Annotated in this window: 20 protein-coding genes and 1 other annotated feature; of the genes, 5 read left to right on the forward strand and 15 right to left on the reverse strand. The window is 35.2% G+C overall.

Annotated features, from left to right (window positions below; all coding sequences use genetic code 11):
• Positions 1 to 106 precede the first annotated feature (106 nt).
• Complete coding sequence (locus JF76_RS05480) at positions 107 to 1,918, forward strand: FAD-dependent oxidoreductase (RefSeq protein WP_244267928.1); 1,812 nt, start codon at positions 107 to 109, stop codon at positions 1,916 to 1,918.
• A gap of 52 nt (positions 1,919 to 1,970) precedes the next feature.
• Here JF76_RS05480 and JF76_RS05485 read toward each other — a convergent pair whose 3' ends face one another.
• The 4 genes from JF76_RS05485 to JF76_RS05500 form a co-directional block, all read right to left on the reverse strand.
• A complete protein-coding gene (locus JF76_RS05485) occupies positions 1,971 to 2,609 on the reverse strand; it encodes a copper homeostasis protein CutC (RefSeq protein ID WP_045928158.1) in 639 nt (212 codons plus the stop codon).
• 26 nt (positions 2,610 to 2,635) lie between these two features.
• Entirely contained in the window at positions 2,636 to 3,592 is a 957-nt protein-coding gene (locus JF76_RS05490; protein ID WP_045928159.1) for a glycosylasparaginase, read from the reverse strand.
• 132 nt (positions 3,593 to 3,724) lie between these two features.
• Positions 3,725 to 5,140, reverse strand: coding sequence for a DASS family sodium-coupled anion symporter (locus tag JF76_RS05495; RefSeq protein ID WP_045928160.1), 1,416 nt, complete (start codon positions 5,138 to 5,140; stop codon positions 3,725 to 3,727).
• A 195-nt stretch (positions 5,141 to 5,335) separates the two neighbouring features.
• Complete coding sequence (locus JF76_RS05500) at positions 5,336 to 7,120, reverse strand: FAD-binding protein (protein WP_045928947.1); 1,785 nt, start codon at positions 7,118 to 7,120, stop codon at positions 5,336 to 5,338.
• 205 nt (positions 7,121 to 7,325) lie between these two features.
• Between JF76_RS05500 and JF76_RS05505 the strand changes: the two genes are divergently transcribed.
• Entirely contained in the window at positions 7,326 to 8,207 is an 882-nt protein-coding gene (locus JF76_RS05505) for a LysR family transcriptional regulator (protein ID WP_045928161.1), read from the forward strand.
• A 58-nt stretch (positions 8,208 to 8,265) separates the two neighbouring features.
• On the opposite strand, the gene JF76_RS05510 is transcribed toward JF76_RS05505, so the two are convergent.
• The 6 genes from JF76_RS05510 to JF76_RS05535 all read right to left on the reverse strand — a co-directional run bounded on the left by JF76_RS05510 (position 8,266) and on the right by JF76_RS05535 (position 12,617).
• The gene (locus JF76_RS05510) at positions 8,266 to 8,985 is read right to left on the reverse strand and encodes an MIP/aquaporin family protein (RefSeq protein WP_045928162.1); all 720 of its coding nucleotides are present in this window, start codon (positions 8,983 to 8,985) and stop codon (positions 8,266 to 8,268) included.
• Between the two features lie 261 nt (positions 8,986 to 9,246).
• Positions 9,247 to 9,618: a dihydroxyacetone kinase phosphoryl donor subunit DhaM gene (dhaM, locus tag JF76_RS05515; protein ID WP_045928163.1), complete on the reverse strand. Its 372-nt coding sequence runs from the start codon at positions 9,616 to 9,618 to the stop codon at positions 9,247 to 9,249.
• Complete coding sequence (dhaL, locus tag JF76_RS05520; RefSeq protein WP_045928164.1) at positions 9,615 to 10,199, reverse strand: dihydroxyacetone kinase subunit DhaL; 585 nt, start codon at positions 10,197 to 10,199, stop codon at positions 9,615 to 9,617. Before dhaL ends, dhaM begins: the two co-directional genes overlap by 4 nt.
• 16 nt (positions 10,200 to 10,215) lie before the next feature.
• On the reverse strand, positions 10,216 to 11,211 hold the full coding sequence (gene dhaK, locus JF76_RS05525; protein ID WP_045928165.1) for a dihydroxyacetone kinase subunit DhaK: 996 nt from the start codon (positions 11,209 to 11,211) through the stop codon (positions 10,216 to 10,218).
• A gap of 173 nt (positions 11,212 to 11,384) precedes the next feature.
• Positions 11,385 to 11,867: a nitroreductase family protein gene (locus JF76_RS05530; protein WP_045928166.1), complete on the reverse strand. Its 483-nt coding sequence runs from the start codon at positions 11,865 to 11,867 to the stop codon at positions 11,385 to 11,387.
• A 21-nt stretch (positions 11,868 to 11,888) separates the two neighbouring features.
• On the reverse strand, positions 11,889 to 12,617 hold the full coding sequence (locus JF76_RS05535) for an SLAP domain-containing protein (protein ID WP_045928167.1): 729 nt from the start codon (positions 12,615 to 12,617) through the stop codon (positions 11,889 to 11,891).
• A gap of 210 nt (positions 12,618 to 12,827) precedes the next feature.
• On the opposite strand from JF76_RS05535, the gene JF76_RS05540 reads away from it, so the two are divergent.
• Both JF76_RS05540 and JF76_RS05545 read left to right on the forward strand, forming a co-directional pair.
• Complete coding sequence (locus tag JF76_RS05540; RefSeq protein ID WP_045928168.1) at positions 12,828 to 13,688, forward strand: glycosyltransferase family 8 protein; 861 nt, start codon at positions 12,828 to 12,830, stop codon at positions 13,686 to 13,688.
• A 161-nt stretch (positions 13,689 to 13,849) separates the two neighbouring features.
• Complete coding sequence (locus JF76_RS05545) at positions 13,850 to 14,131, forward strand: HU family DNA-binding protein (RefSeq protein ID WP_034979630.1); 282 nt, start codon at positions 13,850 to 13,852, stop codon at positions 14,129 to 14,131.
• A 65-nt stretch (positions 14,132 to 14,196) separates the two neighbouring features.
• Here the strand turns inward: JF76_RS05545 and JF76_RS05550 are convergent, their stop codons facing one another.
• The 5 genes from JF76_RS05550 to JF76_RS05570 form a co-directional block, all read right to left on the reverse strand.
• Entirely contained in the window at positions 14,197 to 14,898 is a 702-nt protein-coding gene (locus JF76_RS05550; RefSeq protein ID WP_045928169.1) for a methionine ABC transporter permease, read from the reverse strand.
• Entirely contained in the window at positions 14,891 to 15,955 is a 1,065-nt protein-coding gene (locus tag JF76_RS05555) for a methionine ABC transporter ATP-binding protein (protein ID WP_045928170.1), read from the reverse strand. Before JF76_RS05555 ends, JF76_RS05550 begins: the two co-directional genes overlap by 8 nt.
• 27 nt (positions 15,956 to 15,982) lie before the next feature.
• A complete protein-coding gene (locus JF76_RS05560; protein ID WP_045928171.1) occupies positions 15,983 to 16,834 on the reverse strand; it encodes a MetQ/NlpA family ABC transporter substrate-binding protein in 852 nt (283 codons plus the stop codon).
• Positions 16,835 to 16,879: 45 nt separating this feature from the next.
• Positions 16,880 to 17,119 (reverse strand) — a binding site (T-box leader).
• Positions 17,120 to 17,178: 59 nt separating this feature from the next.
• Positions 17,179 to 17,367 (reverse strand): hypothetical protein, encoded by a 189-nt coding sequence (locus tag JF76_RS05565; RefSeq protein WP_045928172.1) that lies wholly within the window; start codon positions 17,365 to 17,367, stop codon positions 17,179 to 17,181.
• Position 17,368: 1 nt separating this feature from the next.
• On the reverse strand, positions 17,369 to 17,878 hold the full coding sequence (locus tag JF76_RS05570) for a dihydrofolate reductase (protein ID WP_045928173.1): 510 nt from the start codon (positions 17,876 to 17,878) through the stop codon (positions 17,369 to 17,371).
• Between the two features lie 169 nt (positions 17,879 to 18,047).
• Here JF76_RS05570 and JF76_RS05575 point away from each other — a divergent pair, with 169 nt between their 5' ends.
• Positions 18,048 to 18,356 carry a TipAS antibiotic-recognition domain-containing protein gene (locus tag JF76_RS05575; protein ID WP_052697076.1) on the forward strand — a complete coding sequence of 103 codons (309 nt, stop codon included), beginning with the start codon at positions 18,048 to 18,050 and terminating at the stop codon, positions 18,354 to 18,356.
• Positions 18,357 to 18,373 lie beyond the last annotated feature (17 nt).

An 18,373-nucleotide genomic window follows, 5' to 3' on the forward strand; every position in this document is an offset into this window, starting at 1 on the left:
ATCTTATTAATAATCATATTCTAGATTATTTGTAAACAATTGAACAATGTTATATTTATTTTTGTAAGCATTGGCGTAATCACTGAAATGAAAGGGGAAATTTAAAGTGAAAAAACTTACATCTGGAAATTATGACATTATAGCTCATGAATACGAAAATGAAGAAATGCCATTAGAGGTCGAAATTAAAAATGACAAAATTTGTAAAATTAAAACAAAGAAGAAAATGATTCCTGGAAGTTTAGAAGAGACAGCATTTACTAAAGTTCCAAATGAAATTATTAAGAATCAAAGTTTATCCGTAGATGCAATTTCTGGAGCAACACATTCTGTTGATGGTCTGTTAAATGCAGTAGAAAAAGTCATTGAGCAAGCAGGAGGCAACGCTCAAGAATACAAGAAAGAGCAAAAAGAAATTAATCTGAATAAAAGACATGTTTCAGCGCATTTTTCTAACGACTTTTCTTCCCGGCATACGAAACCAGAACAAATTGTTAAGGAATATAATACCGACTTTTTAATTGTAGGTGCCGGGATATCAGGACTGGCTGCAGCGGTTCAAGCTCGTCAGCTTGATTTAAATACAATCGTAATTGACAAGAACGGTTTCGTGGCCGGAAATGGTGGCGGTGTTGAAGGTATTTTTGGAATTAACACTAAAATGCAAAAAGCTGCCGGTATACATGCAGAAAAGGAAGATATAATTTCAAAGGAAGCTGAGTTAGGACAATATAGGGCTGACGGATCTTTTTGGGTTGATTTAATTAATAATTCTGCAGATAACATTGACTGGTTGGTAAACCTTGGTGTTCAGTTGACTAAAGTCGACGACTATCATGGTACTTGTATGTTTCCGACTTTTCACTGGTTTAAAGGGGGTTTTGCCTCTGTCGGATATGTACCTTATATGAAAAAGAAGGCTGATGAGCTTAACGTAAAATTCCTGCTGGAAACTTCAGCTACAAGCATTATTGAAGAAAACGGAACTATTAAAGGAGTTTATGCAAAAACACCAGAAGGATATATAAAAATTAATGCAAAAGCAACGCTTTTAGCCACAGGGGGCGTTGGACATAACCCTGATCTGTTAGAGCAACAAGGCTGGTCAACAAAGAATATTCACTATTGTTCAATGCCAAGTAATACTGGTGATGGTTATCAAATGGCTATGTCAGTTGGCGCAATGGATATGCTAAAAGAATCTCCAGAATTTATGATGAACTATATTCAGGCTTTTCCTCATGAAGGTGTACATTTATATCTTGATCCTATTAATGGATTTATGTCTTTACCATCTGGAGGCCCAGTAGTGTTTGTCAATCAAGATGGCAGACGTTTTGTGAATGAAAATGTCAAAAAGTATAATTTGTTATATCAAAGAATGGCAATTAAAGCTACAAAAGTCACATATGAAATATTCACACAAAGAATTTTTGATAAACTAACCAAGAACGTTGAAAACGCAGATGAAATACTAGCTAAGGCTCTAAAAGAAAACGAAGGAAATTCATTATTCAAAGCAAATTCAATTTCAGAACTTGCACAAAAAGTAAACCTTCCTGTTGCAATTTTATCCAAGACAATGAAACTATACAATTCTTACTGTGACAATGGCAAAGATCTAGAATTCAATAAGGATAAAGAAATGTTAGTTTCAATGGAAGATGGTCCATACTACATCGCTCGCTTAGATCCGTCTAATTTAATTGGCGTTGGTGGAATAGGGTCAAATAGAAAATTTGAAGTTATTAGTAATAATTTCGAAAAAATTCCTGGATTATACGCTTCTGGAATGGATTCTACTATGCAATATCGTGATGTATATACGATTACTCTAGGTGGGTCTGCTTGCGCTCATAATGTTAATTCTGGTCGACAAGCAGCCAAAAATGCCAAGCAATATATTCAAGAACTTTAATTAACTAATTAATTTTTAAATAATACAAAAAAGAGCTTCCATTGAAGCTCTTTTATTTTACAATTTTTGTGCCATGAAGTTGATTAACATTCAGTTCTGCACTAACCAAATTACTATTTTCGGTTGTGATGCCTCCACCTGGCAAAATTTCTATACGATCATTCGCCCATTTAATTATTTCTTTTAAATGGAGTATTGTTGCCAAGATAGGTTTGTCTAATTTTCCACCATGTGTCAAAATTCGTTTGACTCCTTGATCTGCTAACCAGTTTAATTCTGTTTTCTGTTTATCATTTGATATGTCATCAAAAGCCATGTGCATAACGACTTCAACGTTTAAGGAACGAGCTAGTGTAATTAGATGTTTCATTTGAATTCTATTTATTTGATTATTGTTGGTCAAACATCCAAAAGCCACTCCTTGAGCACCCAGTTTGGCAGACGCTTCAATGTCATCAGCCATTATGCCGATTTCATTTTCGTTATAAACAAAATCTCCACCTCTAGGTCTAATCATTATGACAACCGGTATTTTAAAATTCTCAGCATAAGTGACAGATTTCTTTATTACGCCATAGGAAGGCGTAGTGCCACCCAACGCCAAATCATTATTCAGCTCTAATCTGTCAGCGCCAGCCTTAATTACATGAGGAATATTATAAAAATTTTCAACACACGCTTCTTTTAGCATTTTATTCTCTTTCTTTTAGTTAAACGTTACTCGACCGGAGCATTGATTTGTTTTTGATAATCATCTAACCAAGACTGTGAAATAGGCTCAATCTGAGTCTTTTGATTTTTTCCAGGGTTAGCCATTAAAATTTGAGCTTTTTGTTTTTCATTAGCAACACAAAAAGGAAATTCCACATTAGTAGCTACTCCCCACTCACCTTTTCGATTTAAAGCAATTAAAGAAATTTCTCCTACTTGACCATAGCGCTGTTTTAAATCTTCACAAAATGGGTAAAGTGCTGTGTCACAAGCATCTTGAGGAGACTGACCTTTTGCCATTCTGCGAACTATTTCATATGAAAGACAACCTTTCATAATATCTTCTCCCAAACCTGTTGCAGTGGCTGCCCCAATATGACTGTCAGCATAAAATCCAGAACCTGATAACGGTGAATCGCCAATTCTACCATCTTTTTTCATAAATAAGCCTGAAGTTGATGTAGCTGCAGCCATTGAATTATTTTGATCAAGTGTTAGTGCACCAACAGTATCGTGGCCATCATAGGGATGCAATCCAGTTTTAAATTGCTCTTTTACCTTATTTTGCCATATTTTTTTTGCTCTTTCTGTCAGCATATTGGTCATTTCAAAGCCATTTTGCATAGCAAATTTAGTTGCGCCTTCTCCAACTAAAAAGCTGTTAGTCTTATTTAAACTTAACTTTCTAGCTACAGAAACAGCATGCTTCACATTTTCAATAGCTGCTACTGAGCCTTGTGCTAAAGTATCACCATTCATAAAAGCGGCATCCATCTGAACAACTCCATCTTCATTAGGAAGTCCGCCATAGCCTACTGATTTATAAAGGGGGTAAGATTCAACTTTTTTTATTAAGTTTTCAACGGCATCCCCTGCACTCTCACCGTTTTGCAACATACTGCTTGCTTTTAACAACCCATCGTATGACATGCTCCAAGTTGATATTACAGCCCATTTTTTCATTATGATCTTCCTTTTTATTCAGTATAGTAATAATAGTAAACTAGAGTCGTGAAACTAACAAGCTACAAATTTAAAAGATCAAATTGGGTCAAAAATAAACAGGCTTTGAATCAAAAATTCAAAGCCTGTTTATTACCACATGCCGATAACTTTAGTCCAAATCAGACCGCCGCCTAACCAGATGATGTTAAGTACAACACCAATTATGGCGCTTAGTTTCCACCAATCTTTGTTAGAAACATAGCCTGTTGAAGAAAGTAAAGCAGCAGGACCTGCCGAATAGCTTGAAGTTGACAAGTATAAAGAACCGTCCAAAGCTAACATTAACGCTGCCATCATAGGTGGCACTCCGGCACCAATCGCAATTGAGAGAAATCCTGCGTAAAGAGCAGAAATTTGTGTAGAAACACTTGGAAATAAATAGTGAAGGTAGAAGTAAACCAAGAATAAGATTACCAGTACTAAAACCCAGTTCATACCATGAAGTGCACTACCTAAAGTCTTTGAGAACCAAGGGAAAAAGCCCAAAGTCATTAACTTTTGAGACATCAACATGATAATTGAAAGCCAAGTCAAGATGTTCCAAGCAAAACTTTGACCTAAAATATCCTTAACATTAATTACGCCAAATACCAATAGTAATGCAACTGCAATAAAGCTGACTAAAGTGGCATCAATGCCAAACTTAGAACCTACTAGCCATAATACAACTGACAGGACGAAAACCACACCCATGATTTTTTCTGCAGCCGTCATTTTGCCTAATTCTTGTAATTTTTTGTCTGCCCAAGCATGAGCATTAGGTGTTTCTTTGATCTTAGGCGGGTAAATTTTATACAGAATAAAGGGTACTAATATTAAGGAAATTATACCCGGTACGATAGCAGCTACAAACCATTGCATCCAGGAAATGGTAACGTTTTGCGTCTTTGCTATTCCTAATGCCACCATGTTACCGGCTAAACCAGTTAGAAACATGGTGGATGTAACGATATTAACTTCGTATTCTGTAAAAACAAGGAATGAACCCATATCACGCTCAGTTCCCTTTTTAGGATCTGAACCCATTTCTCTTGATAAGTTATCAATAATGGGGTACATAATACCGTTAACGCGAGCGTTGTTACTTGGTATACCAACTGCGAGAACAGTTTCCACTAAGGATAAGGCATAAGCCAAACCTAAAGTTCTCTTGCCAAAAGTTTTGACAAAGAAGTAGGCAATTCTTTTACCAAGACCTGATTTAATAAAGCCGGCCGCCATAAACATACACATAGCGACCATCCATGCCGTGGAATTACCAAAGCCGGCAGTGACTTCTTCCATCTTAAAAATACCGGTTAATGTAGCAATTACTACAGCTATGATAGTAGTTGCCATCATAGGCAATGGTTTAGTTACACAAGCAATTATAGTTGCAATAAATATAGCGAATAGGTGCCAAGCTTGAACGTTAATTGCCGCTGGTTTTAATGGAGTTAACAGCCATAAGCCAATGCCAATAGCTAGTGGTAAAACCCACTTTTTCCATTGAATTTTATCTAACATTTTCTCTCCTTTTGCAGTGCTTTTTCTATGAAATGCAGAGCTTATAAGTTTTAAAGCATTGCTTTTGTTCAAAGTATTCGTTATCAATTATTTAAAATCACTAACCTTGCGATATTTTGGGGTATACGGTCAATAGCAAGTTATAAATCTATTTGTTAATTGTTAAATACTTAGAACTATCACAAAGCTTTTCATTTATTGTCGTTCAACATTCTTAATCGCTTGGTTGACAGCTTCTTTAAAAGCAGCACTAGTTGTACTTGCGCCACTGATAGCATCAACCTCTGTAGTTTGCTTTTCAATCATTTCATTAGTTAGAACCGGGATTGCTTTTCCTCCCAAATAAGGAGTTTCTTTTTCTTGTAGTGTCTCAATTTGAGAAATTTTATCACCTGACATGGTGACCCGCACAACTATTGGTACATCATTAATGCCATTTTCGCTAATACCAATACCCTGATTTGGGCCAGCTTCAAAATCAGTTGAAGAAGCATGAGCATCAGTTTTTAGATCAGGATTTTCAGAAGCTCCTGTAACCACATCAAGCTCATCCATTTTTCTTTTAGGCCAAGCTGCATTTTCTCCGGCAATTTTGCCAGAAATTAACAAATCAGCAATACTGTTTGCACCAACATATTTGGTAGCAAAAATATCTCCTAATTCACCAGCTTCATATAAATGAGGAATAACATTATTCTCCATGTCTAAAACTTCGCAATTTTCATTACGACGAGCGCCACCATGTGTGTGCAGAATGTTGTGGCAAATTGGGATAGCATAATATGGGCCTGACTCAAAAGCACGCATTGTTTCAATTTTGCGATTTAAAAACATATCGCGCTTTTTTTCATTGACTAAAAAGTTAAAATCACTGACAGCTTCAGCTAATTTTGGTGCGGCAATCTTGTCAGCCAATTCAGCAATAGTTTCTGCTTTTACTGCATAGGTGGTCAGGCTTTTAATTTGTTCAGCCTTATCTGAATCGTCATTAACTAGTTGCTCAAATTGTCTTTGATCCATGATAATATGTGGATGATTTTGGTTAGGAGGCATAATCCAGTTGCCGTGGTTGTATTTGTAACCATGACGGTCCTCTTCGTCTTCACGGTAATACCGCGTGCCGTCATCGCCAGCAACGAAAATACTGCCATTAAACAAGTTCTTCCAGTTGATCATATAGGCAAATTTTTCTCTTGGCGCGCCTTCTCTTAAAGAAAAACCATGTGAATCATAGTTGGACATATGCCACAGTCTAGCGCCAGCTTCAACTGCTAAATCAATTCCTTTACCTTGATTATATAAAGTACCAATTGGAGCTAAAGAACCTTGACCTAAAAAGTTTTGAACCATATCTTGGTTATTTTCAAAGCCACCACAAGCTAAAACAACTCCGTTTTTGGCAGCTACATTTCTATTGATTCCTTTATGTTTTATTTGCACACCTAAAATGGTTTTAGTGTTGGGGTCCTGAATTAAATGTTGTGCAGGACTTTCAAACCAAACATCAATTTTGTCTAAACGCTCGTAAACTTTTTTACGTAACAATTTCCAGAATCCGCCATTATACATACCAGAAGTCATGCTTTGTGAGCGCATAGTTTCCGCATGTTTGTATTCTGGATATTCACCTTTAGGTCTTCTACCAGTGTACTGAGCTTCAATGCCAAAATAGTTTTGTGAATAATCTTTCATTTTTAAAACATTATTGACAAAAGCGTCTAGATCTTTAGGATCATACTTGAAGGGATAATAAGTTTGTTTATAATACTCACGTAGATCCTCAAAATTGTCACTCCACGCGAATGCACCACCAGCGTATCTGGTATTACCCCCTTCATGACCCTCAGGAGCCGCATCTATCAGTAGAACATGGGCATTGCTATCTGCTGCGAATCTAGCAGCACCAGCGCCAGCGCCACCGAATCCGACTACAATTACGTCATAAACGGCATCCCATTCGAGAGTTGAATCGTAGATCAAATTTTTCACCTTAACTTTCTTATAAATCGTTCTTTTGGTAAATATAGCTTGAAGTGCTTTTTAAATCTAATTAAATTTTTCTCATAATTTAGCTTTCTTAGTTGCGATAAAATGCATAGTAGCAAGTACTTCTTGTACATTAAAGTGAATTTTAATATAATTTAAAAAGATACATTTATAAATAAAATTTATTTAGGAAGTACAAATGAACGAAAAAGATCTATTATATTTTTGTAAATTAGTCGAAACTGGTAATTATACGCTAACTGCTAATACTTTTGATGTTACTCAACCGACAATTTCAATGGCTATTAAACGCCTGGCGGATAAATTCGCAGATCCATTGATTTTACAAAAAAATCGCAAAAGCAAGATTACTTTAACTGATGCCGGAGAACTACTATATCGTAAAGCAAAAATATTATTACAAGATATGGCAAGTATCAATTACGACGTAATGCACGCCAGCGATAAAAAAATCCGACTCGCTTTTTCTGGCGAAGCCGGTAGTTTATATATTGCCGACATTATTCAACAATTTTATCAAGCTGGAATTACAGATTTAATTGAATCAAAGATAGAGCGATCTGCAGACGCATTTGCTGATTTAACCAATGGCAATGTCGATGTTGCTATTTATTCATGGATGGTTCCCATTAATGATCCCGAATATTTTATTCATAACTTACAAAAAACTGAACTGGTGGTAATTACTAGTAACACTGATAAATGGCATAACGTTCATGAAATTAGTGCTGCCAACTTGCGTGAGTGCAAATTTGTCGCTCGCACTCGAGGCTATTTGACAAGGGAATGCTTGGAACAAGAAGCAAAACTAGGGGATTTTACTCCTCAAATTTCCTATACTGCAACTACAATGAAACTTTTAATTGATTTGGTCAAGCGTAATGTTGGTATAGCTTTAGTAATGGAAAGCAGTCTTAAAGACTTTTCTGACATTCACGTAATTCATTTAAAACCTGGCCAGCGGCTTTGGGCATATATGCAAATTGCTATGAGAAAAACTTTTATACCTAATAAATATCAGCAGAAAGGAATTGAAATATTACGCAATTTTAAACCGTAGTGAAATTTTGCAAATAAAAAAAGTTCACGACTTTTTAAAGTCATGAACTTTTTTAAGTTTAAGCAATAACATTAAACAAAAATGCGGCAATTCCGCCACCTAAAAGTGGTCCAAAAATTGGAACCCAACTATAAGCCCAGTCGGAGCCACCTTTGTTGGCAATTGGCATAAACTGATGTGCAAGTCTTGGTCCCAGGTCACGGGCCGGATTAATCGCGATTCCAGTTGGTCCTCCTAAGGACAAACAGATTGCGGTAATTAAAAATCCTGCTAGTAATGGGTTTAATCCTGGTGCCAATTTAGCATTGGTTAATCCCAACAAGCCAAATACCAAAACAAACGTAGCAATCATTTCAGTAAAGAAATTCCAAGTATAGTTTCTAATGGCAGGCGTTGTGGCAAACGAACCTAAAATGCCTTCTTGATCAGTGGTTTCTTCCCAATGAGGAAAATAGGTTAGCCAAACTAAAATGCCACCGATAAAACCCCCAGCAATTTGAGCCAGCATATATGGTAAAACTGAAGACCATGGCAATTTGTTTGCAATAGCCATTCCTAATGACACTGCCGGATTAAAATGTCCTGGGCAAAGCCAACTAACACAAAATACTCCGAAAGTTACGGCAAAACCCCAACCAAAAGAAATAACGATCCAGCCACTGCCTTTTGCTTTCGACTTGTTCAAATTGACACCGGCACAAACGCCATCTCCGAGCAATACTAAGATGATAGTTCCAATGAACTCTCCCACTAATTGCATTGTTAAACTATTATTCATTTTTTAATCTCCTACTTTGATTATTAGGCTTCATAAGCCTCAAATAATGTTTAGTAGTAAATTACTCCCTAACAAAATATATTATAAAATTTTGCTTGTGTAAACACTTTCTTTAAATAAAATAATTTTTAAAAAATTGTTTAAGAAACTGTTATTTAATTTCTTTGATTATATAGCATTTATATTTAATTTCTTAAAAATTTCCGTTATATTTTTATAACTGTTATTTTTAGCAAAGTCTTTTAAATTGAAGCTTTAAACCTATTTTTTAATTTTTAAGGGTTCAAGTTGTTTTTCTATTTCAGTTAAATCAACTCCCGCTTCAATCAAAGTAGCAGCAGTATATGCACCTTCAATAAAAGCTACATCATACAAATGAATCTTTTTAGAAGTCATTTCCATCGCCAGTTCAAGATTCATTTTGGCACTCCCAAGATCATAAAAAGCCAAAATTTCATCGGCTTTATTGTCAGAAAAAGCTTGCAAAACCTTGTCCATACTGGTACCTATATCTTCTTCATTTGTTCCACCAGCATTTGTGATTGATACATCTTTGGCAACTTGATCTAAAAGTTTAGTCAAACCGGTAGGTATTTCGGGAACATGTGATACTAACGTAATGCCTAAAATCATAGTATACCTTCAGTTTCCAGTAAAGCTTCAAAGAGATAGCCGCTAGATTGTGAGCCGGGATCAACATGACCCTTTGATCTCTCTCCCAAATATGAAGCACGACCCTTTTTTGCTACTAAATCTTTAGTTGCAGCTACAGCAGAATCAATTTTTTCTTGAGTTAAATTATGCGCTTTCACTTCAGGTACGAGCACTGACCAAACATCAACCATCGTTTTGTCACCTGGTTTAGCACCGCCACGTTTTTTAATACCAGCTAATGCAGCATCCAGTAATTCACCAATATCATCGCTAGTAGCGCTCTTCTTGGCCATTTCTAAAAAAGCTGTGCCATATAATGGGCCTGAAGCTCCACCAACAGTAGAAATAAGAGTCATTGCAATTTGTTTAAAAGCATCAGTAATAGTTTTTGGCTCTAAATCCAGTTTTTGACTGACGGCATTCATGCCTCGGCTCATATTAAACCCGTGATCCCCATCGCCAATTGCAGTGTCTAAATCGCTTAAAAATTGCTTATTCTGCTCAATTTTTACGGAAAATTTATTGATCCATTCAACTACGTTTTTAACCGTTAATCCCATATTATTTCCCTCTCTTTTACCAAGCTATCGTTTCAACTGGTTGATTAAGATATTCAAGCCACTTTTCGTCAGCTAACTCAAAAATTGTGAGTGAAATACCAGCCATATCAAGCGATGTCATGTAATTACCAATTTTGATAAAGGCAGGTTTAACATTAAATTCCGCCAATTTATCAAGCAAATCATTACTAAAAATATATTGTTCCATCAAAGGAGTTGCACCCATGCCATTAACTAAAACAGCATACTTTTTATTTTGCTCTAAATGCATTTCATTATTTAACTTGCCCACTAATTCAGATACTAAGTCTTTAGCAGGTTTGATTTTTTCACGACGATAGCCAGGCTCTGAATGAATGCCAACTCCAAATTCAATCTCGTCATCTTTTAATACAAAACCAGGTTTACCAGTTTCGGGATTGGTAGCAGCCGATAAAGCTACAGCAATTGTTTTAATATTAGGCAAAACTTTTTTGGCTGCTGCATCAATTTCGTCTAAACTTGCGCCGTTTTGAGCCATGGCGCCAAGTATCTTATGCATAAATAAAGTACCGGCTACACCACGTCTACCTTGCGTGAATGTGCTGTTTTCTACAGCAATATCGTCATCGACTACAATTGATTTTACTTTGATGTTGTCCATATCAGCCATATCTTTTGCCATATCAAAGTTCATGACGTCTCCTGAATAATTTTTAATTACTAAAAAGACACCTTGACCTTGATCGACTGCTTTGATGGCTGCGTATATTTGATCAGGTGTTGGGGATGTAAACACTTCCCCGCAAACAGCTGCACTCAACATCCCTTTACCTACAAAACCTGCGTGAGTAGGTTCATGTCCTGAACCTCCCCCGCTGACAATACCTACTTTCCCGGTCATTGAATCCTTATCTGCTCTCATAACAGCTTCGGTATCTTTAACTTGAGAAATAAATTGTGGATAAGATCTGACCATACCATTGACCATTTCAGGTACAACATTTGCTGGATCATTAATAATCTTTTTCATATAATAGCTCCTTAAGTAAATAAATGTAACGCTTACATAACTATTATACCAAGTAACATTTATATAAACCATTTGCGTTGCAATAAATTAAATATTTTGCGCAAAATAAAAACTTTAGCACACTTCATCAAAAAAAGTATGGCTAAAGTTTAATACAAAACTATAAAATAATATTATTTTCTTATAACCTTATACCTGGTAGATCTGTCATCATTAGGATGTTCTGAAGCATGTCCACAGGCAACAATGACACAGGTCTCAAAATTCTCCGGAACACCAAGCTCTTCTTCCAAATTTTTGGCAGAATTAAGTACACTGGCTGCACTCATTAAATAAACAGAACCTAAGTTGAGTTCTGCAGCCTCTATCATTATGTTTTCTGCTGCAACAGATGCGTCTCTTTCACCAAATTCATTATTCTTTTTAACATTAATGACAAATAATAAAGGAGCATTATAGCAAGCGTTACTTGTAACCTGTTCTATTTGTGACAGTAATTTTTCATTCTCAACCACTGTCATTTGCATTACATCAGTTTGGTGCATGCCACAAGGTGCTGCCTGAAAGGCATTGATCAATTTTTCAATGTCATCTTGAGCAACTTTTTCATTAGTGTATTTTCTAACAGCTACTCTTTTTAAAACAGGATCAGTCATGTGTTTGCCTCCCAGAAAAAATTATTTGATAACTGCTTTACCAGTCTTATGAACTAAATCAGACCATTTTAAAAACTGTGTTTCAGATATTCCTACTAACTTTTTACCTTTGATCTTCTTGGTACTATAGACAAAAACTGTTGTACCTTTTTTAACGTATGAATATTTATTTCCTTTTACCAGAAGCTTGCCTTTGCTATTGTATACTTTAGCGTTGCGTTTTACCTTGTAGCTGGCAACTTTAAAAAGCTTTACATTACCTGGCTTTACGTATTCTTTCTTCTTAGTTTTCTTGCCATTTAATGATATTTGCAAGTAGCTCTTATTTTTAACTGTGGTAAAACCCGTAATTGAAAGAATTGTTCCTTTTTTCAGTTTTTTGTTTTTAATTCTTTTACCCTTACTGTCAAATATATAGGCATTTCTCTTTAATTTGACAGTTTTGCCTAAATATTTTATCGCATTATTTGAATTAGTATTATTTTTCTTAGGCTTCTCTGTCGTATCTGCCGATGAAGAAGGTTTATTTTTGTCTTCAGTTGTTGTAGATAGCCCGTTATTGTTTTTGCTTGTATCAGTAGTATTGGTTGTGGTCGAATCTTTCTTGTCAGAGCTTGTTGTAGAAGTTGCAGACTGGCTCTGATTCGTGGTTGATGCAGAAGAATCTGCAGCCAAAACTGGCTTACTTGCACTCAGTCCTAAAGTCAAAGATGCAGCTCCAACTATACTTAACAAAAGTTTTTTCTTCATTTTGACACCTCATTATTGAAAAACTTATTTATGTACATTCTACTACTTTGAATAAATAATTTCTTTTACAATATCAAAACAATTATTTTACCTTCTAATCTTGTGGCATTTAGTTTTTTTTACAACTTATATTATGAGGTACAGAATCTACTTTTGCTTTATACTTAGAAATAGTGAAAACATAAAAAATGTTATTAAAGGAAGAACTTCATGAAAAAGTCGCAAAAAGAATCAATCGAAATACTGGTCACTATAGACCAAAACTATATCAAACCACTCGAAGTTATGATGTATTCCCTTAGGCTGAACAATATGACTGAAGAGTTTCATGTCTGGCTAATTTACGACAATATTAACCAGCATGCTCTGAATAAATTAAAAAAATTTGGGCTAAAAATAGGAATTCAGGTATCCACTTTGACTATGAATAAGAATATTAAATTTCCTGATTCATTGCTCAACTTGCATGATTATCCTAAAGAAATGTATTTCAGATTACTTTCAAGTAAAATTTTGCCAGCAGATCTACATCGAATTATTTATCTTGATCCTGACATTTTAGTTATTAATTCAATAGTGCCCTTGTGGGAGTTAGACCTTGAAGGTAAAATGTTTGCAGCTTCAGTTCATGAAGGGTTAACGGACATTATGAGTTCAATTAATAATATCAGGCTGGGTACATCAACTGGGTACTTTAACTCTGGAATAATGCTGATGGATTTAGATCAAATGCGTACAAAAATTAAAATTACAGAAATTACTCAGGCAATTGAAGAGCATCATGATACTTTAATTTTGCCAGATCAAGATATTCTCAATTATCTATATGGCGAAGATATTTTAAAAATTCCAGAAACGCGCTGGAACTACGATGCCAGAGCTTTCTCAGTTTACTTAACCAGAAGCACAGGTGAAATCAACACCGAATGGGTCATGAAAAACACCTCAATTTTACACTTTTGCGGTAAACCTAAGCCGTGGCAAAAGGAGAAACATTCCCGGTTTAAGCCCCTTTACCTTAATTATCTACAAATGGTCAATCGCTTGTTAAAACAGCAAAAATTAACGTAACATTTAGCTTTTTACTGTTGAAGCTTGCTATATGTGTGCTAAAATAATAAAAGTTGCCGAATATCAAGCGACACAATGCTTTAGGTGGATTAGTATAGAAAAAATGCAAACTATTTAATAGCATTGAATGTGTAATATTTTTTATAGAAAAGAGAAGAATTATGGCTTCAATTAACAAGTCTGAACTTACTAAAGAAGTTTCAGCAAAGACAGATCTTAAACAAAAAGATGCAGAAAAAGTTATCGATGCTTTAATCGAATCAATCAAGGATAACTTGGCTAAAGGCGAAAAAGTACAAATCATAGGTTTTGGCTCTTTTGAAGTACGTAATCGTGCAGCTAGAAAAGGTAGAAACCCACAAACTGGTAAAACCTTAACCATTCCTGCAACTAAAGTACCTGCATTCAAACCTGGTAAAGCATTGAAGGATGCAGTTAAATAATTCTACTTTTAAATACGAAAAAACAACGAGATTCAACTCGTTGTTTTTATTTTGTTTTAAAATTTTTAACGATTTTGATGATTTAATTTGTTGGCAAAAAAATCACCAATAACCTGAACAATAAATATTAAAATAATAACTAAAACAGTCGCAATAAGAGTAACGTCATTATTAAACCGATTATATCCATATGAAATTGCTGTATTACCTAGTCCACCGGCACCTATAGCTCCTGCCATTGCAGTTAAACCGATTAAACTGATAATTGTCACGGTAGAGACGCGAGCAAGTTCAGATCTAGCCTCGTTTAAGTAAACACTAAATATAATGTCCCAAATCGTAGCTCCTAGACTTTGTGCTGCTTCAATTTTTCCGTGGTCAACGCTTTCTAGTGCTACTTGAACCTGCCGAGCATAAAATGGAAAACAGCCTAATGTCAGAGGAACCAATGCAGCTTGAATACCTATTTGTGTCCCAACAATTTTTTGCGTTACTGGAGCTATGAATGCCAGTAAAATAATGAACGGAATTGCTCTAAAAATTGAAACAATTTTATCACAAAGGTTAAACCAAAATTTATTAGGCCTGATGCCGTCACTCTTTGTTAGGACTAAAACGATACCAAAAACCATTCCCAAAATGCCGCCAAAAATTCCGGCCCAAAAAGTCATATACAGAGTTTGAATAATGCTGGTGCCCCAGCCAGTGTCTCCCAACCAACCTAATTGCACAACATTGGGAAAAACTTTGCTAAACCAACTACTCATATAGATCCCCCTTTTCGTTTAAACGAGTGACAGCAACTTTTTCTTTTCTTAAATAAGCAACTGTCTCCTGCTGTTTTATCTTGTCTCCTTTGACTTGAACAAGTAAAGTACCAATTGGCTCATCATCAAGCAATTCAACATTGCCGTATAACATACTGGCTTCGACCCCTACTTCACGGTATAAATCAACAACAATTGTTTTAGTGACATTAGCCATGCTATAAACAAGTTGATAAATGGCTTCATTATCATTGTCAAGTTTATCAATATTAAGAGATTTCAAAGTGTTGATTACCTCCAAAGAGCCACCCACGAAACTCTTGGTCAAATCATTTTTAGGATGTAGCACAACATCCCTTAAACTTCCTTTTTCAACAATTTGTCCAGACTGCATTAAGGCAACTTTATTACAAACTTTCTTAATAGCAGCCATTTCATGAGTTATCAAGACAATAGTTAAGTTAAGATCTTTTTGGAGCTTTTTGAGCAATGTCAGTATTTGGAGAGTATTTTGGGGATCAAGAGCACTGGTAGCCTCATCTGAAATCAAAATATCTGGTTCATTCGCTAAAGCTCTGGCAATAGCAACTCTTTGCTGCTGACCTCCGGAAAGCTGCACTGGATAAAAGTTTGCTTTATCTCTTAAATCCACTAAATCTAATAATTTTAATGATTTTTCCTTAATTTCTTTTTCTTTTAATCCAGAATGTTTCAGGGCAAAGGACACGTTGTCAACCACGCTTATTTCATTTAATAAATTAAAATTTTGAAAAATCATGCCAATTTTTCTGCGAGCTAGTTGTAAATCTTTGTTAGCTATTACCTGTTTGCCATCTTTGACAAAATCGGTTCCGTTAACTTTAATATTACCAGCTGTTGGTTTTTGTAAAAGGTTGACTGTTCTGACTAAGGTAGACTTACCTGCTCCGGAAAAGCCTACAACTCCGAAAATATCACCTTTTTCTACAGTTAGACTAATATCATGAACTGCTTGCACAATTTTGCCTTTTTTATCAGGAAAATCTACACTAACGTGTTCTAAATCAATAATACCCATTACAATCTTCTCCGATCATTAAAATTTTTACTTCAATTTAATGTCCCAAGCACTTCTAGTCATGTTGCCATAATATTTCTTTTGTATCCGTTTAGTCTCTGCAGTTTGATAACATTTGACTACCGCCTGGTAGTCCTTGTTTTTTGCTTGATCTTTTTTAGCTACAATGATATTTATCCATTGGTAAGAATCTCTATTTACCGGCTCAACAAAGATTGTTTGTTTTTCACCTAAACCTGCTGGACGAGCAAAGTCATTATTAATAACTGCTGCATCTACAGAATTGATTACCCGGCCACATTGATCGGCACTAATTTCTTTAACTTTGATGTTTTTAGGATTCTTTACAATATCCGCAACAGTCACAAGAGCTTTACCTTTGCGTAATGTAATTAGACCAGCATTTTTCAAAACGAGTAAGGAACGGGATTCATTACTTGCGTCATTTGGTACGGCAATTGTAGCACCTTTTGGCAGCTCACTTAATTTATGATATTTCTTTGAATATAGTCTAATCGGATTTATATCTGTGCGTCCGATAGCTACTAAACCACCATGATTGGCTTTATTCCAAGCTTTAAGAAAAGCATAATGTTGGAAAGCATTTAGATCTATGTCTCCACTTTTTACTGCCTTATTTGGTTGATTGTAATCAGTGAAATTCTTGACTTTAATTGTTATGCCATATTTTTTCTTGGCCAAGGCTGCTGCGTGATCCCAAATAACCTCTTTGGGTTTTGATTCACTAACTATACCTACAGTAACAACGTGGTTCTTTTGATTGCTATCTCCTTTTTTGCCAAAGCTAAACCAGGCAATGGCAATAATTACAATGGCTGCAATTACTCCAATAATTATATTGCGACTCTTTTTAGTCATTAGAAAAACCTCCCAATTTTTCAATAAAAAAAGCACTCATCCTAATCTAAGGACGAGTGCTTCGTGTTACCACCTTTAATTTGCTTATTACTCACGTAATAAACCTCAACAGCTATCTAACAATAGCTTGCAATCTTAACGGATGCAACTCCGCCACTAGCTAAATATCACTAGCAGTCATCGTTTCAAGCCCATATTCACTACACCTTACTAACTGACTCTCACCAAACGTCAGCTCTCTTTATTAGTAAAAATAATAGCTACTCTGCTTTTCAAGATGTATTAATTATTTAATTGTTTATTAATTTAACATCTAAAAAATCATCTGTCAACCGAAAAATAAATTATTTTTTAGTTGTTTGATATGATTTTATTATTTTAAAAAAATATTGTCCCACAGCAAAAGTAACAATTGCCATGCCAATTACCTGCCACCAATAATTATGATTTAAGTTTTCTGCAAGTAAAAAACTGCTAATCAAAATCAGTATGCAAATTAGTAAAACGACGGTTGAAGCAATAACTTGTTTCATGTCACTTCTCCTTTCTCATATAAGTTAAAAATTCATATGGATAAGAATTCGAATCATCAGGTTGATGAAATTCCCTTTTTACTATCTTAAAATGGCTATAATTAAGTTTTGTCATTGTCACATCAGCTGTAAAAGTGGCTTTTATTTCAGTTTTTTCTAAGCAATCTACCTGATTTTTCAAGGCGTCAAAGACCGAATTACCACCTATTACACAAATTTCCAGATTTTTGTGTTGATCAATCCATCTTTGTAATTCAGTGAGCGTAGATATTATTAAAACTCTTTGATCAGCATGAAATTTATTTTTTAATTTCTGACTAGTTGTTAAAACAATATGCTTGCGACCTGGTAGAATATGAGGCAAGCTCATAAAAGTTCTTCGACCCATGACAATGGGATGTCCATAAGTTATTTTTTTAAAATGGTGTAAGTCAGCAGGCAGTTTCCAAGGTAAATGTCCATCTAGACCAATTTGGTGTTTTTCATCTTCTGCCCAAACAAAAGTGATCATTAGTTCGCCTCTCTCTTAATTATAGCGCTTTATTTATTAGATTTCTTGTCTTTTGCCCAGCATTACCAATTATGCCTTGTTAATTTTCCGCAAATAAATTTAGACATGATTTTTCAAGCTAATGTTGCTATAGTTATTTAAGTATCTTAACAAATTACAGGAGGAAGTCATGTCGGAAAAAAGTCAATTTACTGAAGCAAAATATAATAAAATGAAACAAACTGAGGCAGATCTGGTAAGAAATTTACAGGAAGTTGTCAAAGACCCTGCTAAAGAAGCTGCCTTAAGTGATGCTATTTTTAAAAATCACCAACACTGGTTGCAAATTGTTATGCCGAATTATTCTACTAAAATTCATTTAGGTATTGTGAATGCCTATGACAATGATACCCGCTATCAATCATATTATGATGACAAGGCAGGCAAAGGTGCAACTAAGATCTTAAGTAGAATTGTCAAAAAACATTTAGACAAATAAAAGAAGTCTTTTGAGAA

This window comes from Lactobacillus kullabergensis (assembly GCF_000967195.1).
GTDB classification, from domain to species: domain Bacteria; phylum Bacillota; class Bacilli; order Lactobacillales; family Lactobacillaceae; genus Lactobacillus; species Lactobacillus kullabergensis.